15 protein-coding genes are annotated in these 14,389 nt (G+C 55.3%); 4 read left to right on the top strand and 11 right to left on the bottom strand.

Going from position 1 to position 14,389, the window contains the following annotated elements; genetic code table 11:
- Position 1: 1 nt before the first annotated feature.
- Genes LG301_RS08265 through LG301_RS08255 form a run of 3 tightly spaced genes read right to left on the bottom strand, consistent with a single transcriptional unit; the run spans position 2 to position 2,642 of the window.
- Positions 2–211: a hypothetical protein gene (locus LG301_RS08265; protein WP_404475013.1), complete on the bottom strand. Its 210-nt coding sequence runs from the start codon at positions 209–211 to the stop codon at positions 2–4.
- Positions 208–2,271 (bottom strand): exonuclease domain-containing protein, encoded by a 2,064-nt coding sequence (locus tag LG301_RS08260; protein WP_404475011.1) that lies wholly within the window; start codon positions 2,269–2,271, stop codon positions 208–210. The genes LG301_RS08265 and LG301_RS08260 overlap by 4 nt, the downstream gene beginning before the upstream one ends.
- Positions 2,268–2,642 carry a response regulator transcription factor gene (locus tag LG301_RS08255; protein WP_404475009.1) on the bottom strand — a complete coding sequence of 125 codons (375 nt, stop codon included), beginning with the start codon at positions 2,640–2,642 and terminating at the stop codon, positions 2,268–2,270. Before LG301_RS08255 ends, LG301_RS08260 begins: the two co-directional genes overlap by 4 nt.
- Before the next feature lie 593 nt (positions 2,643–3,235).
- On the opposite strand from LG301_RS08255, the gene LG301_RS08250 reads away from it, so the two are divergent.
- Genes LG301_RS08250 through LG301_RS08235 form a run of 4 tightly spaced genes read left to right on the top strand, consistent with a single transcriptional unit; the run spans position 3,236 to position 7,385 of the window.
- A complete protein-coding gene (locus LG301_RS08250) occupies positions 3,236–4,912 on the top strand; it encodes a carbon starvation protein A (protein WP_404475007.1) in 1,677 nt (558 codons plus the stop codon).
- A gap of 44 nt (positions 4,913–4,956) precedes the next feature.
- Entirely contained in the window at positions 4,957–5,259 is a 303-nt protein-coding gene (locus LG301_RS08245) for a cory-CC-star protein (protein ID WP_263068665.1), read from the top strand.
- 51 nt (positions 5,260–5,310) lie between these two features.
- A complete protein-coding gene (locus LG301_RS08240; protein WP_404475005.1) occupies positions 5,311–6,318 on the top strand; it encodes an ArsA family ATPase in 1,008 nt (335 codons plus the stop codon).
- Entirely contained in the window at positions 6,318–7,385 is a 1,068-nt protein-coding gene (locus LG301_RS08235; RefSeq protein ID WP_404475003.1) for a DUF3524 domain-containing protein, read from the top strand. The genes LG301_RS08240 and LG301_RS08235 overlap by 1 nt, the downstream gene beginning before the upstream one ends.
- Positions 7,386–7,399: 14 nt before the next feature.
- Here LG301_RS08235 and LG301_RS08230 read toward each other — a convergent pair whose 3' ends face one another.
- Genes LG301_RS08230 through rsxA form a run of 8 tightly spaced genes read right to left on the bottom strand, consistent with a single transcriptional unit; the run spans position 7,400 to position 14,383 of the window.
- Positions 7,400–8,470, bottom strand: coding sequence for a hypothetical protein (locus tag LG301_RS08230; protein WP_404475001.1), 1,071 nt, complete (start codon positions 8,468–8,470; stop codon positions 7,400–7,402).
- Positions 8,471–8,499: 29 nt separating this feature from the next.
- Entirely contained in the window at positions 8,500–9,138 is a 639-nt protein-coding gene (gene nth, locus LG301_RS08225; RefSeq protein WP_263068668.1) for an endonuclease III, read from the bottom strand.
- A 30-nt stretch (positions 9,139–9,168) separates the two neighbouring features.
- Positions 9,169–9,870, bottom strand: coding sequence for an electron transport complex subunit E (locus tag LG301_RS08220; RefSeq protein ID WP_404474999.1), 702 nt, complete (start codon positions 9,868–9,870; stop codon positions 9,169–9,171).
- Positions 9,867–10,502: an electron transport complex subunit RsxG gene (gene rsxG, locus LG301_RS08215; RefSeq protein WP_404474997.1), complete on the bottom strand. Its 636-nt coding sequence runs from the start codon at positions 10,500–10,502 to the stop codon at positions 9,867–9,869. Before rsxG ends, LG301_RS08220 begins: the two co-directional genes overlap by 4 nt.
- Positions 10,499–11,548, bottom strand: coding sequence for an RnfABCDGE type electron transport complex subunit D (locus LG301_RS08210; protein WP_404474995.1), 1,050 nt, complete (start codon positions 11,546–11,548; stop codon positions 10,499–10,501). The genes rsxG and LG301_RS08210 overlap by 4 nt, the downstream gene beginning before the upstream one ends.
- Positions 11,545–13,209 carry an electron transport complex subunit RsxC gene (rsxC, locus tag LG301_RS08205; RefSeq protein ID WP_404474993.1) on the bottom strand — a complete coding sequence of 555 codons (1,665 nt, stop codon included), beginning with the start codon at positions 13,207–13,209 and terminating at the stop codon, positions 11,545–11,547. Before rsxC ends, LG301_RS08210 begins: the two co-directional genes overlap by 4 nt.
- On the bottom strand, positions 13,196–13,798 hold the full coding sequence (gene rsxB / locus LG301_RS08200; protein ID WP_263068675.1) for an electron transport complex subunit RsxB: 603 nt from the start codon (positions 13,796–13,798) through the stop codon (positions 13,196–13,198). Before rsxB ends, rsxC begins: the two co-directional genes overlap by 14 nt.
- Positions 13,799–13,801: 3 nt before the next feature.
- Positions 13,802–14,383: an electron transport complex subunit RsxA gene (rsxA, locus tag LG301_RS08195; RefSeq protein ID WP_404474991.1), complete on the bottom strand. Its 582-nt coding sequence runs from the start codon at positions 14,381–14,383 to the stop codon at positions 13,802–13,804.
- Between the last annotated feature and the right edge of the window lie 6 nt (positions 14,384–14,389).

The following is a 14,389-nucleotide window of genomic DNA, read 5'->3' as shown; positions in this document are numbered from 1 at the left end:
GTTAGCGTCTCGCGCGATGTTCCATCAGCCAAGCGGCTAGCCCAATGACGACTGTCCAGGCAAGAAACAGATAGAGCGGTAGCCAACCCACATTAGAGGAGGGCAAGCGATCTACCACAATAATCAGCGGTGGACAGAACAGCAGCAGGGTAAGGGCTACTAGCGCCGTTAAGCGCTCTGTTTTACGCGATTGTCCGCCGGTAGGTTTCATGAGGCGCTGGCATCCTGTCGGTCAAATGCATTGGCTTGCAGCGTTAGCAGCTGCTCCAGCGTGTCAATGCCGCGAGCTTCTAAGCGGGGTAGCAGCGCAAGCCATAGCTCGGCGGTTACCCTGGCATCGCCTAATGCCGTATGGCGGGTGCCGGGCGGAAACGCCAAATCGTAACGCTTGGCAAGGCTATCCAGGTCATGCCCGTCCAGCGCTTCGTCAAGCGCCCTTGAGATAAGCAGAGTGTCGATCACCGGGTTATCAAACGCGACTCCTTTATTGCTAATAGCAAGAAGGTCAAAGGCGGCGTTGTGGGCTAGCAAAACGGCCTCGCCTATGTAGCTGCGAAAGTGAGTCAGCACAATATCCAGTGGTGGGGCGCCAGCGACATCGGCATCGATAATGCCGTGAATAGCGGTGCTTGCCGGTGGGATAGGCCGGTTGGGGTCAACCTTTTGGTCAAACACGTCGCTAGCCAGCAGGCGCGCATTCACGACTCGGCAAGCTCCTAAGCTGATCACCGTATCGCCACGGCGTAATTCAAGCCCGGTGGTTTCGGTATCAAAGGCCACTACATCCAAGCTGCGCAGCGAGCGGTTGGCTAATGCCTCATCGGGGGGCGGCAAATCAGCGATACCAAAGTCATGAAACTCTGGCCGCGGTGGCGCTTGCTCTCGAGGCGCGCCGACCCGCTCTATGGCAGGCAGTGGCATTCTCAGTCGCGCATGTATGCCATCATCATCCGCCAGGCTCCAAATGTCGCTTGCATGCTGGCGCAGTACATCGGCCACTTTGGGTGTTAGCGGTAGGCTGGCAATAGGCTGATGCTGCCATGCGGCAAGCTCATGTTCGGGTAACGCTTTGCCTTGCCAAATAAGGTCTAAATAGACGCGCTTGTTACCCAGGCATATTTCACCTTCAAAGCCGCTGTCGGGGAGGTGGGCGCTTAGCTGCTTTACCAATGAATCAAAAAGGGCGATGAGTGCCGGGGCATCGCCCTTAAACCAGGCAGGCATACCCACCGGGGTGATCAAACGGTGCTCAGGATCTAAGCGTTCATCCAGCGCCTGCCAGAAATCGTTTGACCACATCGGCGTTAACCGTTCGCCCTGGTGCTGTAAATCGTCCAGCAGCTGGCCAATTTTGGCGACGTTTTCGCCGAGCGTAGTGCCCTCTTCGTGAATGACCCTTTCAAAGCGTTGGCGCAGCCGCGACGTGTCAGCATCGTGCTGATGGCGTAGTTGAATCAGAGCATCAGCGGCACTGGTAAGGCTAGCGGTATGTTGGCGAAGCGGCGTAAGCATATTTGCCAACTCGGCGCGTACGCCCATTTCATTAGACCAGGAGGCCGTGGCATCGCTAAAGGTGAGTAAAGTTTCACCGTCGCTGCCCGGCACGCGGCGAAGCATCACTTTCAACCAGCGGTTATCGCAGGGGGTTAGCAGCTCCCTGGGCGAGCCGTCGCTGGGCAGCTGGCTAAGAGCATTCTGTAAGCTGCCGACTGGCAGCAGGGCTTCCAGCCGTTTACCTAAACCGAGTCCGGTATTACCGACAAAAAAGTCTTCTGCCGCTTGGTTAAAAAGCATCAGTCGACGGTGGTGGTCGCACAGTAGTAGCGGTGTTTCAAGCACTTGTAAAAGCGTTTCCAGCTCCTGGCGAATCCGCGCCGCGCTGCGGGCGCCCTCGGTATGGGCAGTGGCAAGGCGGCTGCGGTCAACGCGCCAGCTTTCGCGCACTCGGCGCAAATCGGGGGCGAGCGCTTTTAGCCAGCCCTCTGGGGGGTGTTCATCCCGAGCATCGGGGTTGGCGACTAGACGGGCCAACTGTACTTGAAGGTGGCGAAGCGGGGTAAACAGCATGCGCTCGAGCAGTAACCCCACCAGAAAAATTGTGGCGCCGCCGGAAAAGCTGCCCAGCCATAACGCCAGCCGTGTTAAACCCGTTGGTGCCAGCTGAGCATCTAGCCACGCCGCAAAAATTGCGCCGCCTAGTAGACTAATGCCGCTGAGAAGAAGCCATAAGCCAATTAAACGTTGACGCTTGGGCAGCCCGCCTTTGGTCATGGCTGCTCCTCAGTTAATAGGGCTTTAACTTTTTCAACCAACGATTGAGTTGAAAACGGTTTGGTGATGTAGTCGTCAGCGCCCAGGGCCATGCCCTTTTCGCGTTCAACATCGCGCCCATGGGCGGTAAGCATAATAATCGGCAGTTGGGCAGTAGCTTCTTGACCACGCAGACGCTCAAGCACATCAAAGCCGCTCATGCCGGGTAGGCTAATATCCAGCAGCAAAAGGTCGGGAGAGGTGTTATTGACTTGTTCTAGTGCCTGCTCTCCGTCTTCTGCGGTGATAACTTCAAAGCCTGCTTGCTCCATTAGAAACTCTAACGACAGCACAATGTTGGGTTCGTCATCGACCACCAGCACTTTGGCCATGCCTCTCTCCCTGTTCATATTGTAGTGGGTTATCCAAGGAGTTTAGGTAGGCTCGGCGGTGGGGCCAAGACGACCTTCGACGTGTGCACCTGAAAAGGGGGCCAAACAAGTACTAACTTGCATGATGCTTAGGGCCGAATGGCCCCAGCCATAGCCACACTTGGGAAACAATCAGTAGTGGTAGCAACCATAGAGGTGCCCCTGTGGTGTTTACAAGTAATTGAAAAACAATGGTGCCGACAACACCTCCTAACATACCAATAGTCATCAGTCTTGATGGGCGCAATGTGGCGCCGCGCTTAGTAAAGCGAAATAGGTAGCCTGTCGCTGCGCCAAGCAGCAATGCGCACAAAAACAGCAATAGTAGGGTAGGCATGTGTTTCTCACGTGCTGATTATTTTATGGCTCAGCCTAGCCTTTATTCGCGGATAGCGGCACTACAACTTTATATTTATACAACTTTGGGCTTAATTCAAAAGAAGTCTTACGCTGCAACATAGACGTAAGCGCTTTAGGACATCACTATGGTTAAGTGGCAATAAGCTAATGAATATTGTCAACAATAAAGAGAAATTACCAAAGGAGCTGCGTCCATGAGTGCTATTGTCCTACTGGTAGTAGGTCTTGGTGCAATGGCCTTAGGGTACTTTGTGTATTCTAAGTTTATTGCCGACAAGATCTACCAGTTAGATCCTGATTTTAAAACCCCTGCCCATGAGTTTGAGGATGGTGTGGATTACGTACCCACCAACCGCTTTGTATTATGGGGCCACCATTTTACGTCGGTCGCCGGTGCTGCGCCCATTGTCGGGCCTGCTATTGCCGTCATCTGGGGGTGGGCACCCGCTTTTTTATGGGTTGTATTCGGTACGATTTTTTTTGCGGGGATACACGACTTTGGCGCTATTTGGGCCAGTGTGCGCAATAAGGCGAAGTCAGTCGGTGCCCTAACCGGCGATGTTGTTGGCAAACGGGCGCGCAGTATCTTCATGATTGTCATATTTTTAGTGTTGCTGATGGTTAACGCCGTTTTTGCCGTTGTCATCGCTGGACTAATGATGAATTTCTCAAGCGCTGTCGTGCCGGTTTGGGGGGCGATCCTTGTAGCGCTTATCATAGGGCAGTTAATCTATCGCCGTATTCTTAGCCTGCCGATGGTTTCTATTATCGGTGTGGCAGCACTTTATCTTTTGATTGGCATTGGACCCTCGGTTCCTATCCAAATGCCCGCTGAAGTAGGTGGAATGTCGGGCAATGCCGTCTGGATTTTAATCCTGTTTGGCTACGCAGCGATTGCGTCGTTACTGCCTGTGTGGATGCTTTTGCAGCCGCGTGATTACATTAATGGCTTACAGCTGTTTATCGGTCTGATTATTTTGTACGGTGCCTTGGTGCTGTTAAATCCAACGCTGGTTGCGCCTGCTTTTAACAGCGATGTTCCGGCAGGTACGCCGTCGTTAATCCCCTTACTGTTTGTGACAATCGCCTGTGGTGCTATCTCGGGCTTTCATGGGTTGGTCTCCTCGGGAACAACATCCAAGCAGCTCAACAAAGAAACCGACGCGCGATTTGTGGGTTACTTCGGCGCAGTGGGCGAGGGTATGCTGGCGCTGGCCGCGATTTTGGCAGCTACCGCCGGCTTTGCCACTCTGGGTGATTGGCAAGCGATGTACAGTGCCTTCGGCCAGGGCGGTGTAAATGCCTTTGTTGAAGGGGGTGCCTTTATCATTCATAACGGTATTGGCCTGCCTGAAGCAACGGCGGCTACGCTGTTAACCGTTATGGCTGCGCTGTTCGCAGGTACTACCATGGACACTGGGCTGCGCCTGCAGCGCTATATCTTCCAAGAGTGGGGAGATATTTATAACCAGCAGTGGATGAAAAAGCCTGCTATTGCCACCGGGTTAGCGGTAGGTAGCTGTTTGCTGCTCGCCTTTGGTGCCGGTGGTGCAGACGGCTCGGGCGGTTTAATTATCTGGCCGCTTTTTGGTACTACCAACCAGCTCCTGGCTGGTCTAACGCTACTGGTGATTACGGTAATGCTGGTGCGTATGAAGCGCCCCATGTGGTTCACCTTGGCGCCACTCTGCTTCCTCCTGGTGATGACCATCCTTGCGCTGCTAATCCAGCTGCGTACGTTCTGGAATCAGGGCAATATGTTCCTTTTGGTGCTGGATGTTGTGGTGTTGATTGCCGCTATTATGGTCGCGATGGAGTGTGCGGCTGCGCTGAAGCGCTCCCGTGCTGAGATGGCCGCGCAAAGTGATTAACCGCGTCGTAAACGACGCTATTCAGCGAAAAGAGAGGTAACGTTATGCACGATGACCCAACCAACGGGTCGTCGTCGCGTCGCGATAAATTACGGGCTTGGTTAGACCAAGCCCGTTTTTTTACCGAAGAGGTTTATAGCGCTCGCTATCGGGGTGCTATTGCTCGGGCACGGCGTGACGAAGATGACCTATTCATGCTGCTGGTGTTCTCTGAAATGATGGGCCTTGAAAACCCTGCAGGCTACTACACGCTGGAGCTACAGCCGCTGTTATTAGAGCGTTTCCATGACTGGCATCAGCGGATGGGAATGGAGCACTCACCGTTAGACCATTTCCGCTGCTGTTAATAGCGGCTAGCTAGGCGCAGCGCGTTAAGCCATCTCACTGGGGGAGTTACCATGCAAGCAGTTCTTAACCGTCGCCTGCTCTGGGTAGGCGGCAAGGGAGGCGTGGGTAAAACCACCGTCGCGGCCTCATTAGCGGTGCTGGCCGCTAGCCGCGGAAGGCGCGTTTTAGTGGTTTCCACCGACCCGGCGCACAGTCTGGGTGATGTGTTTGATCGCAGCTTATCGGATATCCCAAGGCGTTTACTACCCAACTTGGATGCCATGGAGATTGATCCCGATATCGAGGTAGAGGCGCATCTGGCTCGGGTGGTGAAGCAGATGCGCCGCTATGCTGCGCCTGAAATGATGCAAGAGCTTGAGCGTCAGATGCGTCTAACCCGGCAGTCACCGGGCACCCAGGAGGCTGCGTTGCTGGAGCGTTTAGCGCGGCTGATGGTGGATGATAGCGCGCCCTATGACCTGATCATTTTTGATACGGCGCCTACCGGACACACGCTGCGACTTTTAACGCTGCCAGAAGCGATGGCAGCTTGGACAGACGGGCTGTTGGCTCATAACCGCAAATCGGCGGAGCTAGGCAAGGTGCTGGAGCATTTAACGCCCAAGCGTGGGCGCGATGTCGCAACCCCTTTCGACGACCCAACGACCGATCCGTTGGATGATTTAGATGAACGCACTCGGGATGTGGCGAAAACACTTATTGATCGCCGACGGCTCTTCCATCAAGCCAGAAGACGTATCGAAGATGCCAAAGCGTGTAGCTTTTTATTTGTGATGACGCCTGAGCGACTGCCGATTTTAGAAACTGATCGTGCCGTGAAAGCCCTTGAAGATGTGCATATTCCGGTTGCAGGCGTGTTGATCAATCGCCTGATACCTGTAGAAGCAGACGGTGACTTCCTTCAGGCACGCCGGGAGCAGGAGGCCACCTATCTAACGCGTATTGATGAACTGTTCGAACGTTTGCCGCGGCCGACGCTGCCCTGGTTACCAACCGACGTGCAAGGCATTGAAGTGTTAGAGATGCTGGCGGAAAAACTCGAGCAACAGGGCTTTTAATGCGGGTACTTTTATTATCCGCCTACGAGGCGGTGAGTCACCGTTATTGGGCACAAAGCTTAATGACAGCGCTTGATGAGTTTTCTTGGACGGTACTCACGCTACCACCCCGCCATTTTTCGTGGCGAATTCGCGGCAATCCGCTGAGCTGGTGGCTCAAGGAGCATGACACCCTAAGCCAGCCCTATGATGTGGTGCTGGCAACCTCGATGGTCGATATCGCAACGCTCGTGGGGCTGTTTCCTCAGCTAGGGCAGGCTAGAAAAATTGTTTACTTTCACGAGAATCAATTTGCCTACCCCGAATCTAGCGAGCAGATGCCCCAGGTAGAGGCCAAGATGGTTAACCTCTATGCAGCGCTGGCGGCGGACACGGTGGTCTTCAACACAGCCTATAATCGGGACTCATTTTTTGACGGTGCACGCCGCTTCCTAAAGAAAATGCCAGAAAATCTACCTGCCGCGAAGCCTTTGGAGCAGCTGCGTCAGCGGTCAAAGGTGCTGCCGGTTCCTATCGTGCCGGTAGATAATGCCCCACGGGCGAATGCCAACCCACGGCGTATCATTTGGAATCATCGCTGGGAGTACGATAAAAACCCAGAGGATTTTTTCGCGGTTCTGTTCACGCTAAGCGAGCAACGGGTGCCGTTTGAGTTGGCAGTGCTAGGGCAACGCTTCCGTGATGTGCCGCCCATTTTTGCCGAGGCAGAGCAGCGCCTAGCTAAGCAAACGGTTAGTTGGGGGCCGCAGCCAGAACCAGCGTACCGCGCACTGCTTAACAGCGGTGGCATTGTGGTCTCAACCACGTGGCATGAGTTCCAAGGGTTGGCGATTATGGAAGCCGCCCAGCGTGGGGCACTGCCGCTTGTGCCAGATAGACTCTGCTTTCCCGCGCTTTACCCCGATGAGTACCGCTATGACGGAACGCGTAATGGGCTGTATGAACGTCTATATACATGGTTGACGAAGCCCGATCACCAGCCCCCATCGCTGGACACAACCCCATGGCAGTGGCCGCAGTGGCGGGGTGCTTATCGCAATCTTGTAGTAGGCGAAGTGAATAGCTGAAAGCGTGTAAGCGATTAATCAAGGGAATCTAATCGACGGGTTGGCCAGTGCACCACCGCCGTATGGCGGCGCATTTTTTGGGCAAGTATTGGGTGTTCCCGCTGTATCACCCGTTCGGCGAAATCTGACAGAAAGCGGGACTTCATTTCCGCCCGCGCGCGATCTACCCCGCTATGCTGGTAAGGGGTTGAAGCGAGCAGCATAAAACCGTCGTCGGGAATGCGTCCGGCGCGCATGTTAGCGTCAATGATCGCGGCGGCGGTGCCTATGGGTTCGGCTAAATCAGGCCCGTAAGGGCCGATAATTAGCGCGGTATTCGGCAGGTGAAGGAAGTCAAAGCCGCGGCCTACACAAATCACCCATTCGCGGTGTTCAATATCTAAATTCCGCTCTATGTTCTGTAGCTCGCTAACGTGGGCCACGTTGCCTTCCAACAAGGGAAGCAGGTCGCGTTGAATCTCTTCCGGCATATCGGGGCAGAGGCTCACCAGCCGAGTGCTTAAGGCCTCTGGCGGCAGACCGACAAGTTCACGACTGTCCAATACCTCGCCCTGAGGGCCGTGGAGTATCAGCGCGTCGCTGTCGGTTTCAAACCCGCATACCAGCGGGTAAACCTGCTGGTGATCAGTACCAAACAGCTGGCCGGCCTGCTTGGCTACGGCGTAGGCATGCGCTTTGGCGGCCTCCGTATCACAGTTAAATCCTGCGCAGCCACGCTCTTGATGCCCGCTGGAAAAGTGATATGTGATGAGTATCAGCGTGGGGTTGCCCGCTTTCGCGGCATCCAGTACTGCGTCGGTTAATAGCTCCCCTAAGTAAGGCCAGCCTAAATCAAAAATACCGCCTAAATTCCTAAACGGGGTGATAATGCCGAGCGGCGTGCGGGTTGCGTGGGGAATATGAATGCGCCCATCCATACACTTCATTACGATGATTGACGTGGGATGCTGTGCCACATAGCGCTGGCGTGCCAGCCAGGCACTGGGGCTGCAATAGTGCTTGGCGTGCTGTTTGGAAAGGTTTAACAGCGCATCAATACGCTGAGTAATAGGTTGGTTGTAAAGCGGTTTGGTAGGCGAGGGCATCAGCATACTCTTATTGTTAGTCTGGGCGTTTAACCAAGCTCGGTTTTCTCTTTATAGTCGCACAGATCTTCAATAATGCAGCTACCGCAGCGGGGTTTGCGGGCAATACAGGTATAGCGTCCGTGGAGGATTAGCCAGTGGTGAGCGTCCTGCAAAAACGCTTTAGGCACATGGCGCAGCAGTTTTTGCTCAACTTCCACCACGTCTTTGCCTTTGGCAAGTCCCGTACGATTGGAAACGCGAAAAATGTGCGTATCCACCGCCATGGTGGGCTGGCCAAAGGCCGTGTTAAGAATTACGTTAGCCGTTTTTCGTCCAACACCGGGCAGCGCTTCCAGTTCTTTGCGGGTTTGCGGCACCTCACCGCCGTGCTGATTAACCAGCAGGTGGCACGTCTTCATCAAGTTTTCAGCTTTGGTGTTAAATAGACCTATGGTTTTAATATGCTGTTTTAGCCCATCAATGCCCAGGTCAATAATGGCTTGGGGGGTATTAGCCACCGGATAAAGTTTAGCGGTTGCCTTATTAACCCCAACGTCCGTGGCCTGTGCGGAAAGCAGCACGGCGGCCAGTAGTTCAAAGGGCGTACTCCAGTTTAGCTCGGTCGTGGGGTGTGGGTTTTCCGCCTGTAGGCGTGCAAAAATTTCATGACGCTTTTGGGCATTCATTGAATCTTCTCTTGGTGATTAAAGGCTACTTTATTTGATCGTGCCGGTCACCCTGACCCGACGATCACTCCGCGGCGTTACGCTGGCGGGATGCGCGCGGGTGGCACGACGCTGATCAAGCACATTTTTTAACGCGATTAACAGACCGGCAACAAAAAAAGCCCCTGGCGGCAGAATGAAAAACAGAAACTGATAATTCTCTACAATCGTTACCTGCCAGCTAGCAGCAGTGGGGCCAAAAAGCAGCGCCATGCCGCTAAATAGCGTCCCCTGACCCAGCAGTTCACGTATCGCGCCCATGACGATCAATACCGCGCCAAACCCTAGCCCCATCATTAAGCCATCAACCGCGGCAGGCAGCACCGGCTGGCGCGAGGCGAAGGCGTCTGCGCGGCCTAAAATGGCGCAATTGGTCACAATCAGCGGAATAAAAATTCCCAGCACTTGGTAGAGCGGGTACGCATAGGCAGCCATCAATAGCTCGGCACAGGTAACAAAGGCGGCAATAATCATAACAAACGCCGGTAGCCGCACCGCACTGGGGACTTGATGGCGGAGCAGTGAGACTGTTGTGCTGGCGCCCACCAGCACCAGAAGCGTCGCAATGGCTAACCCGAGGGCATTGACCACGCTGCCGCTCACGGCCAGCAACGGGCAAAGCCCTAACAATTGAACCAGCGCAGGGTTATTGGACCATAGCCCTTCGCGGGTGAGTTGGCGCCATTGGCTCATGGAGTTGGCTCCTCAAAGGTAATGGGGAGATCGGTTTCTGCCGCATATATCAGCGTTTGATGCACCGCATTAATGACGGCGCGCGGGGTAATGGTCGCGCCGGTAAAGGCATCAAACTCGCCCCCTTCTTTATGTACCGCCCACTCTTCAGAAGGCAAGCTGGCCAAGCTTAACCCATTAAAGTGGGTAATCCAGTCGCTGCGCTGGCGCTCAATGTCATCGCCAAGGCCCGGCGTTTCTTGGTGATAAGTCACCCGTACACCGGTGATGCGTTGATGCTGATCAATGCCTACCAGCAGTCTTATTTCACCGTTGTAGCCCTGGCGTGTTACCACCGGCAGAATAAGCGCGCTTTCCTCATCGCGATGAAGTTGCCAGCCTTGCGTGTCGTCACGATGACCAAGCTGTGACGGGTTTGGCAACTCAAATACGCCTTCTAACACATCGTGAACCGGTGTATCAGCCAGCGCAGAGGGCAGCACTTCCTGTAGCTGTCGGTGCTGATAGGCGAGTTGGTGGGTAGCAATGCGCTCGGCAGTCAGTGCCCGGGTAAGTGCGACGCTGCCGGCAGTGACCAGTGCAAACATCCCTAAGGCAAAGGCGCCGCGAAACATGGCTTGACGGGGCGTCATAACGGTTTACTCGGTTTTGATTGCGCTGCCGCGTTGTAATGACTACTTGGTCGCGGCACGGTGTAAAGATCCAGAAGCGGGACACATACGTTCATCAGTAATACCGCAAACGCCACCGCGTCTGGGTAGCCACCTAGCGTACGGATGATGATCACTAATACGCCAATACCGGCCCCATAAATGAGTTTTCCACGCTGGCTAGTCGCGGCGGAAACGGGGTCAGTGGCGATAAAAAATGCGCCGAATAGGGTGGCACCTGTCAGCAAGTGAAACAGCGGCGAGGCAAAGTGACTGGGGTCGCTGGCATAAAATAGTGCCGCCAGCAGCGTCATGCTGCTTAGCATGGCGACGGGGATATGCCAGCTGATAATGCGCTTGGCGATTAGCACTAGCCCGCCTGCCAGCCAAGCAAGTGCCACGTTGCGCCAAGCACTGAGCGTGCCTTCGGGAAGCGGCTGGCTAGCCCAGAATTCGCTGGCCAACACCGCCTCTCCTTTATGCTTGAAGGCATCGAGCGGCGTGGCGCCGCTTAGGGCATCCAGTGCTGTGGGAGGCAGCGTGCCGATAATCTGCGCCCAGAGCGTCGGGCTGAATAGCGTTTCGATCGAAAGGGGCTGGGGGGGCGCCCAAAGCGTCATATACGTTGGAAATGACACTAACAGTAGTGCGTAGCCCACCATAGCAGGGTTGAACGGGTTGTGGCCTAAGCCGCCATAAAGCTGCTTAGCGACCACTACCGCCGCTAACACGCCTACTGCGATGAGCCACCATGGGCTGGCGGGCGGCAGAGAGACGCCCAACAGTACGCCGGTAAGCAGCGCACTGGAATCCTGCAGTGCTGGCCTAACCGGGCGCTGACGTAGCGTCACTATCAGCGCTTCAGCGCCAACAGCCAATAACCCGGCCAGCAGCACGTTACTGATCACACCCAGCCCGAAATAGTACGTCACGGCCGCTATGCCCGGCAGGGTCGCTACAATAACCCAGCGCATGAGATGGGCAGTGGATGGGGCAGCGCCTACCTGAGCGGCGTGCATCATACTCATGTGGTGCTGTCCTTTTGCGTTGCGTTGGCGCGTGCTTCTGCAAGACGTGCTTCTGCTGCTTTGAGGTTCTCTTGGGCAGTGGCAAGCTGGGTTTCTAAATCTTCAAAGCGCTGCTTGGGCGCCTGTTCGGCGGCCCTGGCCAAGACTTTTTCGGCTTTTTTAACGGCCGCCTTTGCGGCTGTTTGGGCAATACGCAGGCTGCGTAGGTCGACTTCCGGAGCGGCGTTATCGCCAGCGCTACTCGGCGCCGATTTTTGAGTGTGGGCAAGGCGTGCCTGGCGGCGGGCCTTTTTTTCTGCATCTTCCCGCGCTATGCGCGCCTGGCGGAACTCAAAGCGGTGCTTGGCGTGCTCGGCTTTTGCGCTTTCAATCTGCTTCAAGCGGATGCGCTGTTTTGCTGAGCGATAATCCTCCACCAGTGGAATAAAGCTTGGGCACACAAAGCTGCAGGCACCGCACTCAATACAGTCGAACAGATTTAATGTTTCAAGCGTATTATCGCTCTCGGCCCGTGCATACCAGTGCAGCTGCTGAGGGAGCAGCTGAGCGGGACACACGCGTTCGCAGGCGCCGCAGCGAATGCAGGGCGATTCAACGGGCGCTGGCGGCAGCTCGGCAAGCGTGGCGGCGATCAAACAGTTCGTGGTTTTTGTCACCGGTGTATCTAACGTCGTCAGCGGTGTACCCATCATAGGGCCGCCTACAATGACTTGCTGAAGCTGGCGAGGGTTTAAACCAGCACCCTTTAACAGGCTGGCAACCGGCGTTCCCAGGCGCACCCAGACGTTTCCTGGACGGCTGATGGCATCGCCGGTTAGCGTCACAATCCGCTCAACCAGCGGCTTGCCATCGCGCACGGCGTGAAGCGCCGCTAAGAGCGTGCCAGGGTTATGGCACAGCGTGCCTACATCGGCAGGCAACCCACCGCTGGGCACGTCACGGTTAAGCACCTTTTTGATGAGCTGGCGCTCGCCACCGCTGGGGTAGCGGGTCTCTATGATCTTGAGCGCGATGGTCGCCGGGTGCTGTACCTGGGAAAGCGCGTGCGTTAAGGCGCTAATGGCTTCAGGCTTGTTGTCTTCAATCCCAATGACGATGGTTTGCGCACCGCAGAGCCTGGCGATGAGCTGGGCACCTTCCAATACATCGGCAGCGTAGTGGCGCAGGGTAAGGTCGTCGGCCGTGATATAGGGCTCGCACTCGGCGGCGTTAATCACTAGCGTGTCTATGACATGATGCTCAGCGACCTTGGCTTTAATATGAGTGGGAAACCCCGCTCCTCCTAAGCCGGCGAGCCCGCTGCTTTCTAGCCTTTCGAGCAGCGCGGCAGGGGCCGCGGTTCGCCAGTCCAGCGGTGGGCGCGTTTCCCAGCGGTCCAGCCCGTCGGCTTCAATGGTAATCGCTGTATCGTCAACGTGGGTAACGGTACCGCTTATACTTGCGTGTAGGTGGGCAGAAATCATGCCGTTGCGCTGGGCAATTAAGCTGCCTACGTTGACGTTGTCGCCGACGACAACGCAGGGTGTTGCGGGGTTGCCAGCATGCTGCTTTAAAGGAAGCGTTACCTGTGATGGCAGTGGTGCGGCCTGTAAGGGAGACTGATTGGAGCGAGCTTTGCGCTCGGGCGGGTAAATGCCGCCTGGAAACTCATAGGCGGGCATGTTCACTCCTGTCTTGGGGGCGGTCGCTTGCAATTATCGCAGAGGCGCCGATTAACGGCTGCCACTGGCTAAGCGGCTTGCTTCTCGGCAGCATATCAATGCAATCCACCGGGCAAGGGGCAACGCATAAGTCGCAGCCGGTGCACTCATCTTCAATGACGGTATGCATCTGTTTAGCGGCTCCAATGATGGCATCGACGGGGCACGCCTGAATGCACTTGGTGCATCCAATACACTCTGCTTCGCGAATAAAAGCGACGGTATCTTCCGTCGCTGCTTCACCATCTAACGGTTCTGGTTCCCGACCCAACAGGTCGGCTAATGCATGAATGGTCGCGTCGCCGCCAGGCGGGCATTTGTTGATGGCATCGCCTTGGTTAATGGCTTCAGCATAAGGTCGACAGCCGGGGTAGCCGCATTGGCCGCATTGGGTTTGCGGGAGCAGCGTATTAATTTGCTCTACCAGCGGGTTCTCTTCACTTTTGAAACGCTCGCTGGCCATGCCTAACAGTGCTCCAAACAGAATCCCTAAGCCCGTAAGCACGCCAATGGCGCTAATAATGCCCCACCAGGAAAAAGTTTCGCCCATGGGTTACCCCTGTACCAAGCCAGAAAAACCAAGAAATGCCAGCGACATAAGGCTTGCGGTAATCATTGCGATGGCTGCTCCCTTAAACGGCATGGGAATATCAGCACTGGCGAGACGCTCGCGCATAGCGGCGAACAGTACCAAAACCAACGAGAAGCCTAGTGCGGCGCCTAGGCCATAAAGCGTCGTGTGGAAAAAGCTCAGCTCACGGTTTAGGGACAGCAGCGCTACCCCAAGAACGGCACAGTTAGTGGTGATCAGCGGCAAAAAAATACCCAGCACCTGATGCAGCAGCGGACTGAGCTGGCGCACCATGATTTCAGTGAACTGTACGACGGCAGCAATCACCACAATAAAGCTAATGGTACGCAGGTAGGTAATATCAAACGGCACCAATAGGCCGTGATACACCACGTAGCTTGCAGCGGAGGCCAGCGTTAACACAAAGGTGGTGGCCAACGACATGCCCATCGCTGATTCCAGCTTGTTGGAAACGCCCATAAAGGGGCATAGCCCTAAAAACTGTACCAGGACGAAGTTATTAACCAGTGCAGTGCTGATCAAAATGATAAAGAGTTCACTCATGGCGGG

Source organism: Vreelandella venusta (genome assembly GCF_044809155.1).
GTDB classification, from domain to species: domain Bacteria; phylum Pseudomonadota; class Gammaproteobacteria; order Pseudomonadales; family Halomonadaceae; genus Vreelandella; species Vreelandella venusta_B.
The sequence above is the reverse complement of the archived record's forward strand: the minus strand, read 5'-3'. Positions and strand labels throughout refer to the sequence as shown.

What these genes read in the sequence shown, in the direction of transcription:
- LG301_RS08265 (WP_404475013.1), bottom strand. Translation starts at nt 211, where the DNA reads ATGAAACCTACCGGCGGACAATCGCGTAAAACAGAGCGCTTAACGGCG.
- LG301_RS08260 (WP_404475011.1), bottom strand. Translation starts at nt 2,271, where the DNA reads ATGACCAAAGGCGGGCTGCCCAAGCGTCAACGTTTAATTGGCTTATGG.
- LG301_RS08255 (WP_404475009.1), bottom strand. Translation starts at nt 2,642, where the DNA reads ATGGCCAAAGTGCTGGTGGTCGATGACGAACCCAACATTGTGCTGTCG.
- LG301_RS08250 (WP_404475007.1), top strand. Translation starts at nt 3,236, where the DNA reads ATGAGTGCTATTGTCCTACTGGTAGTAGGTCTTGGTGCAATGGCCTTA.
- LG301_RS08245 (WP_263068665.1), top strand. Translation starts at nt 4,957, where the DNA reads ATGCACGATGACCCAACCAACGGGTCGTCGTCGCGTCGCGATAAATTA.
- LG301_RS08240 (WP_404475005.1), top strand. Translation starts at nt 5,311, where the DNA reads ATGCAAGCAGTTCTTAACCGTCGCCTGCTCTGGGTAGGCGGCAAGGGA.
- LG301_RS08235 (WP_404475003.1), top strand. Translation starts at nt 6,318, where the DNA reads ATGCGGGTACTTTTATTATCCGCCTACGAGGCGGTGAGTCACCGTTAT.
- LG301_RS08230 (WP_404475001.1), bottom strand. Translation starts at nt 8,470, where the DNA reads ATGCCCTCGCCTACCAAACCGCTTTACAACCAACCTATTACTCAGCGT.
- nth (WP_263068668.1), bottom strand. Translation starts at nt 9,138, where the DNA reads ATGAATGCCCAAAAGCGTCATGAAATTTTTGCACGCCTACAGGCGGAA.
- LG301_RS08220 (WP_404474999.1), bottom strand. Translation starts at nt 9,870, where the DNA reads ATGAGCCAATGGCGCCAACTCACCCGCGAAGGGCTATGGTCCAATAAC.
- rsxG (WP_404474997.1), bottom strand. Translation starts at nt 10,502, where the DNA reads ATGACGCCCCGTCAAGCCATGTTTCGCGGCGCCTTTGCCTTAGGGATG.
- LG301_RS08210 (WP_404474995.1), bottom strand. Translation starts at nt 11,548, where the DNA reads ATGAGTATGATGCACGCCGCTCAGGTAGGCGCTGCCCCATCCACTGCC.
- rsxC (WP_404474993.1), bottom strand. Translation starts at nt 13,209, where the DNA reads ATGCCCGCCTATGAGTTTCCAGGCGGCATTTACCCGCCCGAGCGCAAA.
- rsxB (WP_263068675.1), bottom strand. Translation starts at nt 13,798, where the DNA reads ATGGGCGAAACTTTTTCCTGGTGGGGCATTATTAGCGCCATTGGCGTG.
- rsxA (WP_404474991.1), bottom strand. Translation starts at nt 14,383, where the DNA reads ATGAGTGAACTCTTTATCATTTTGATCAGCACTGCACTGGTTAATAAC.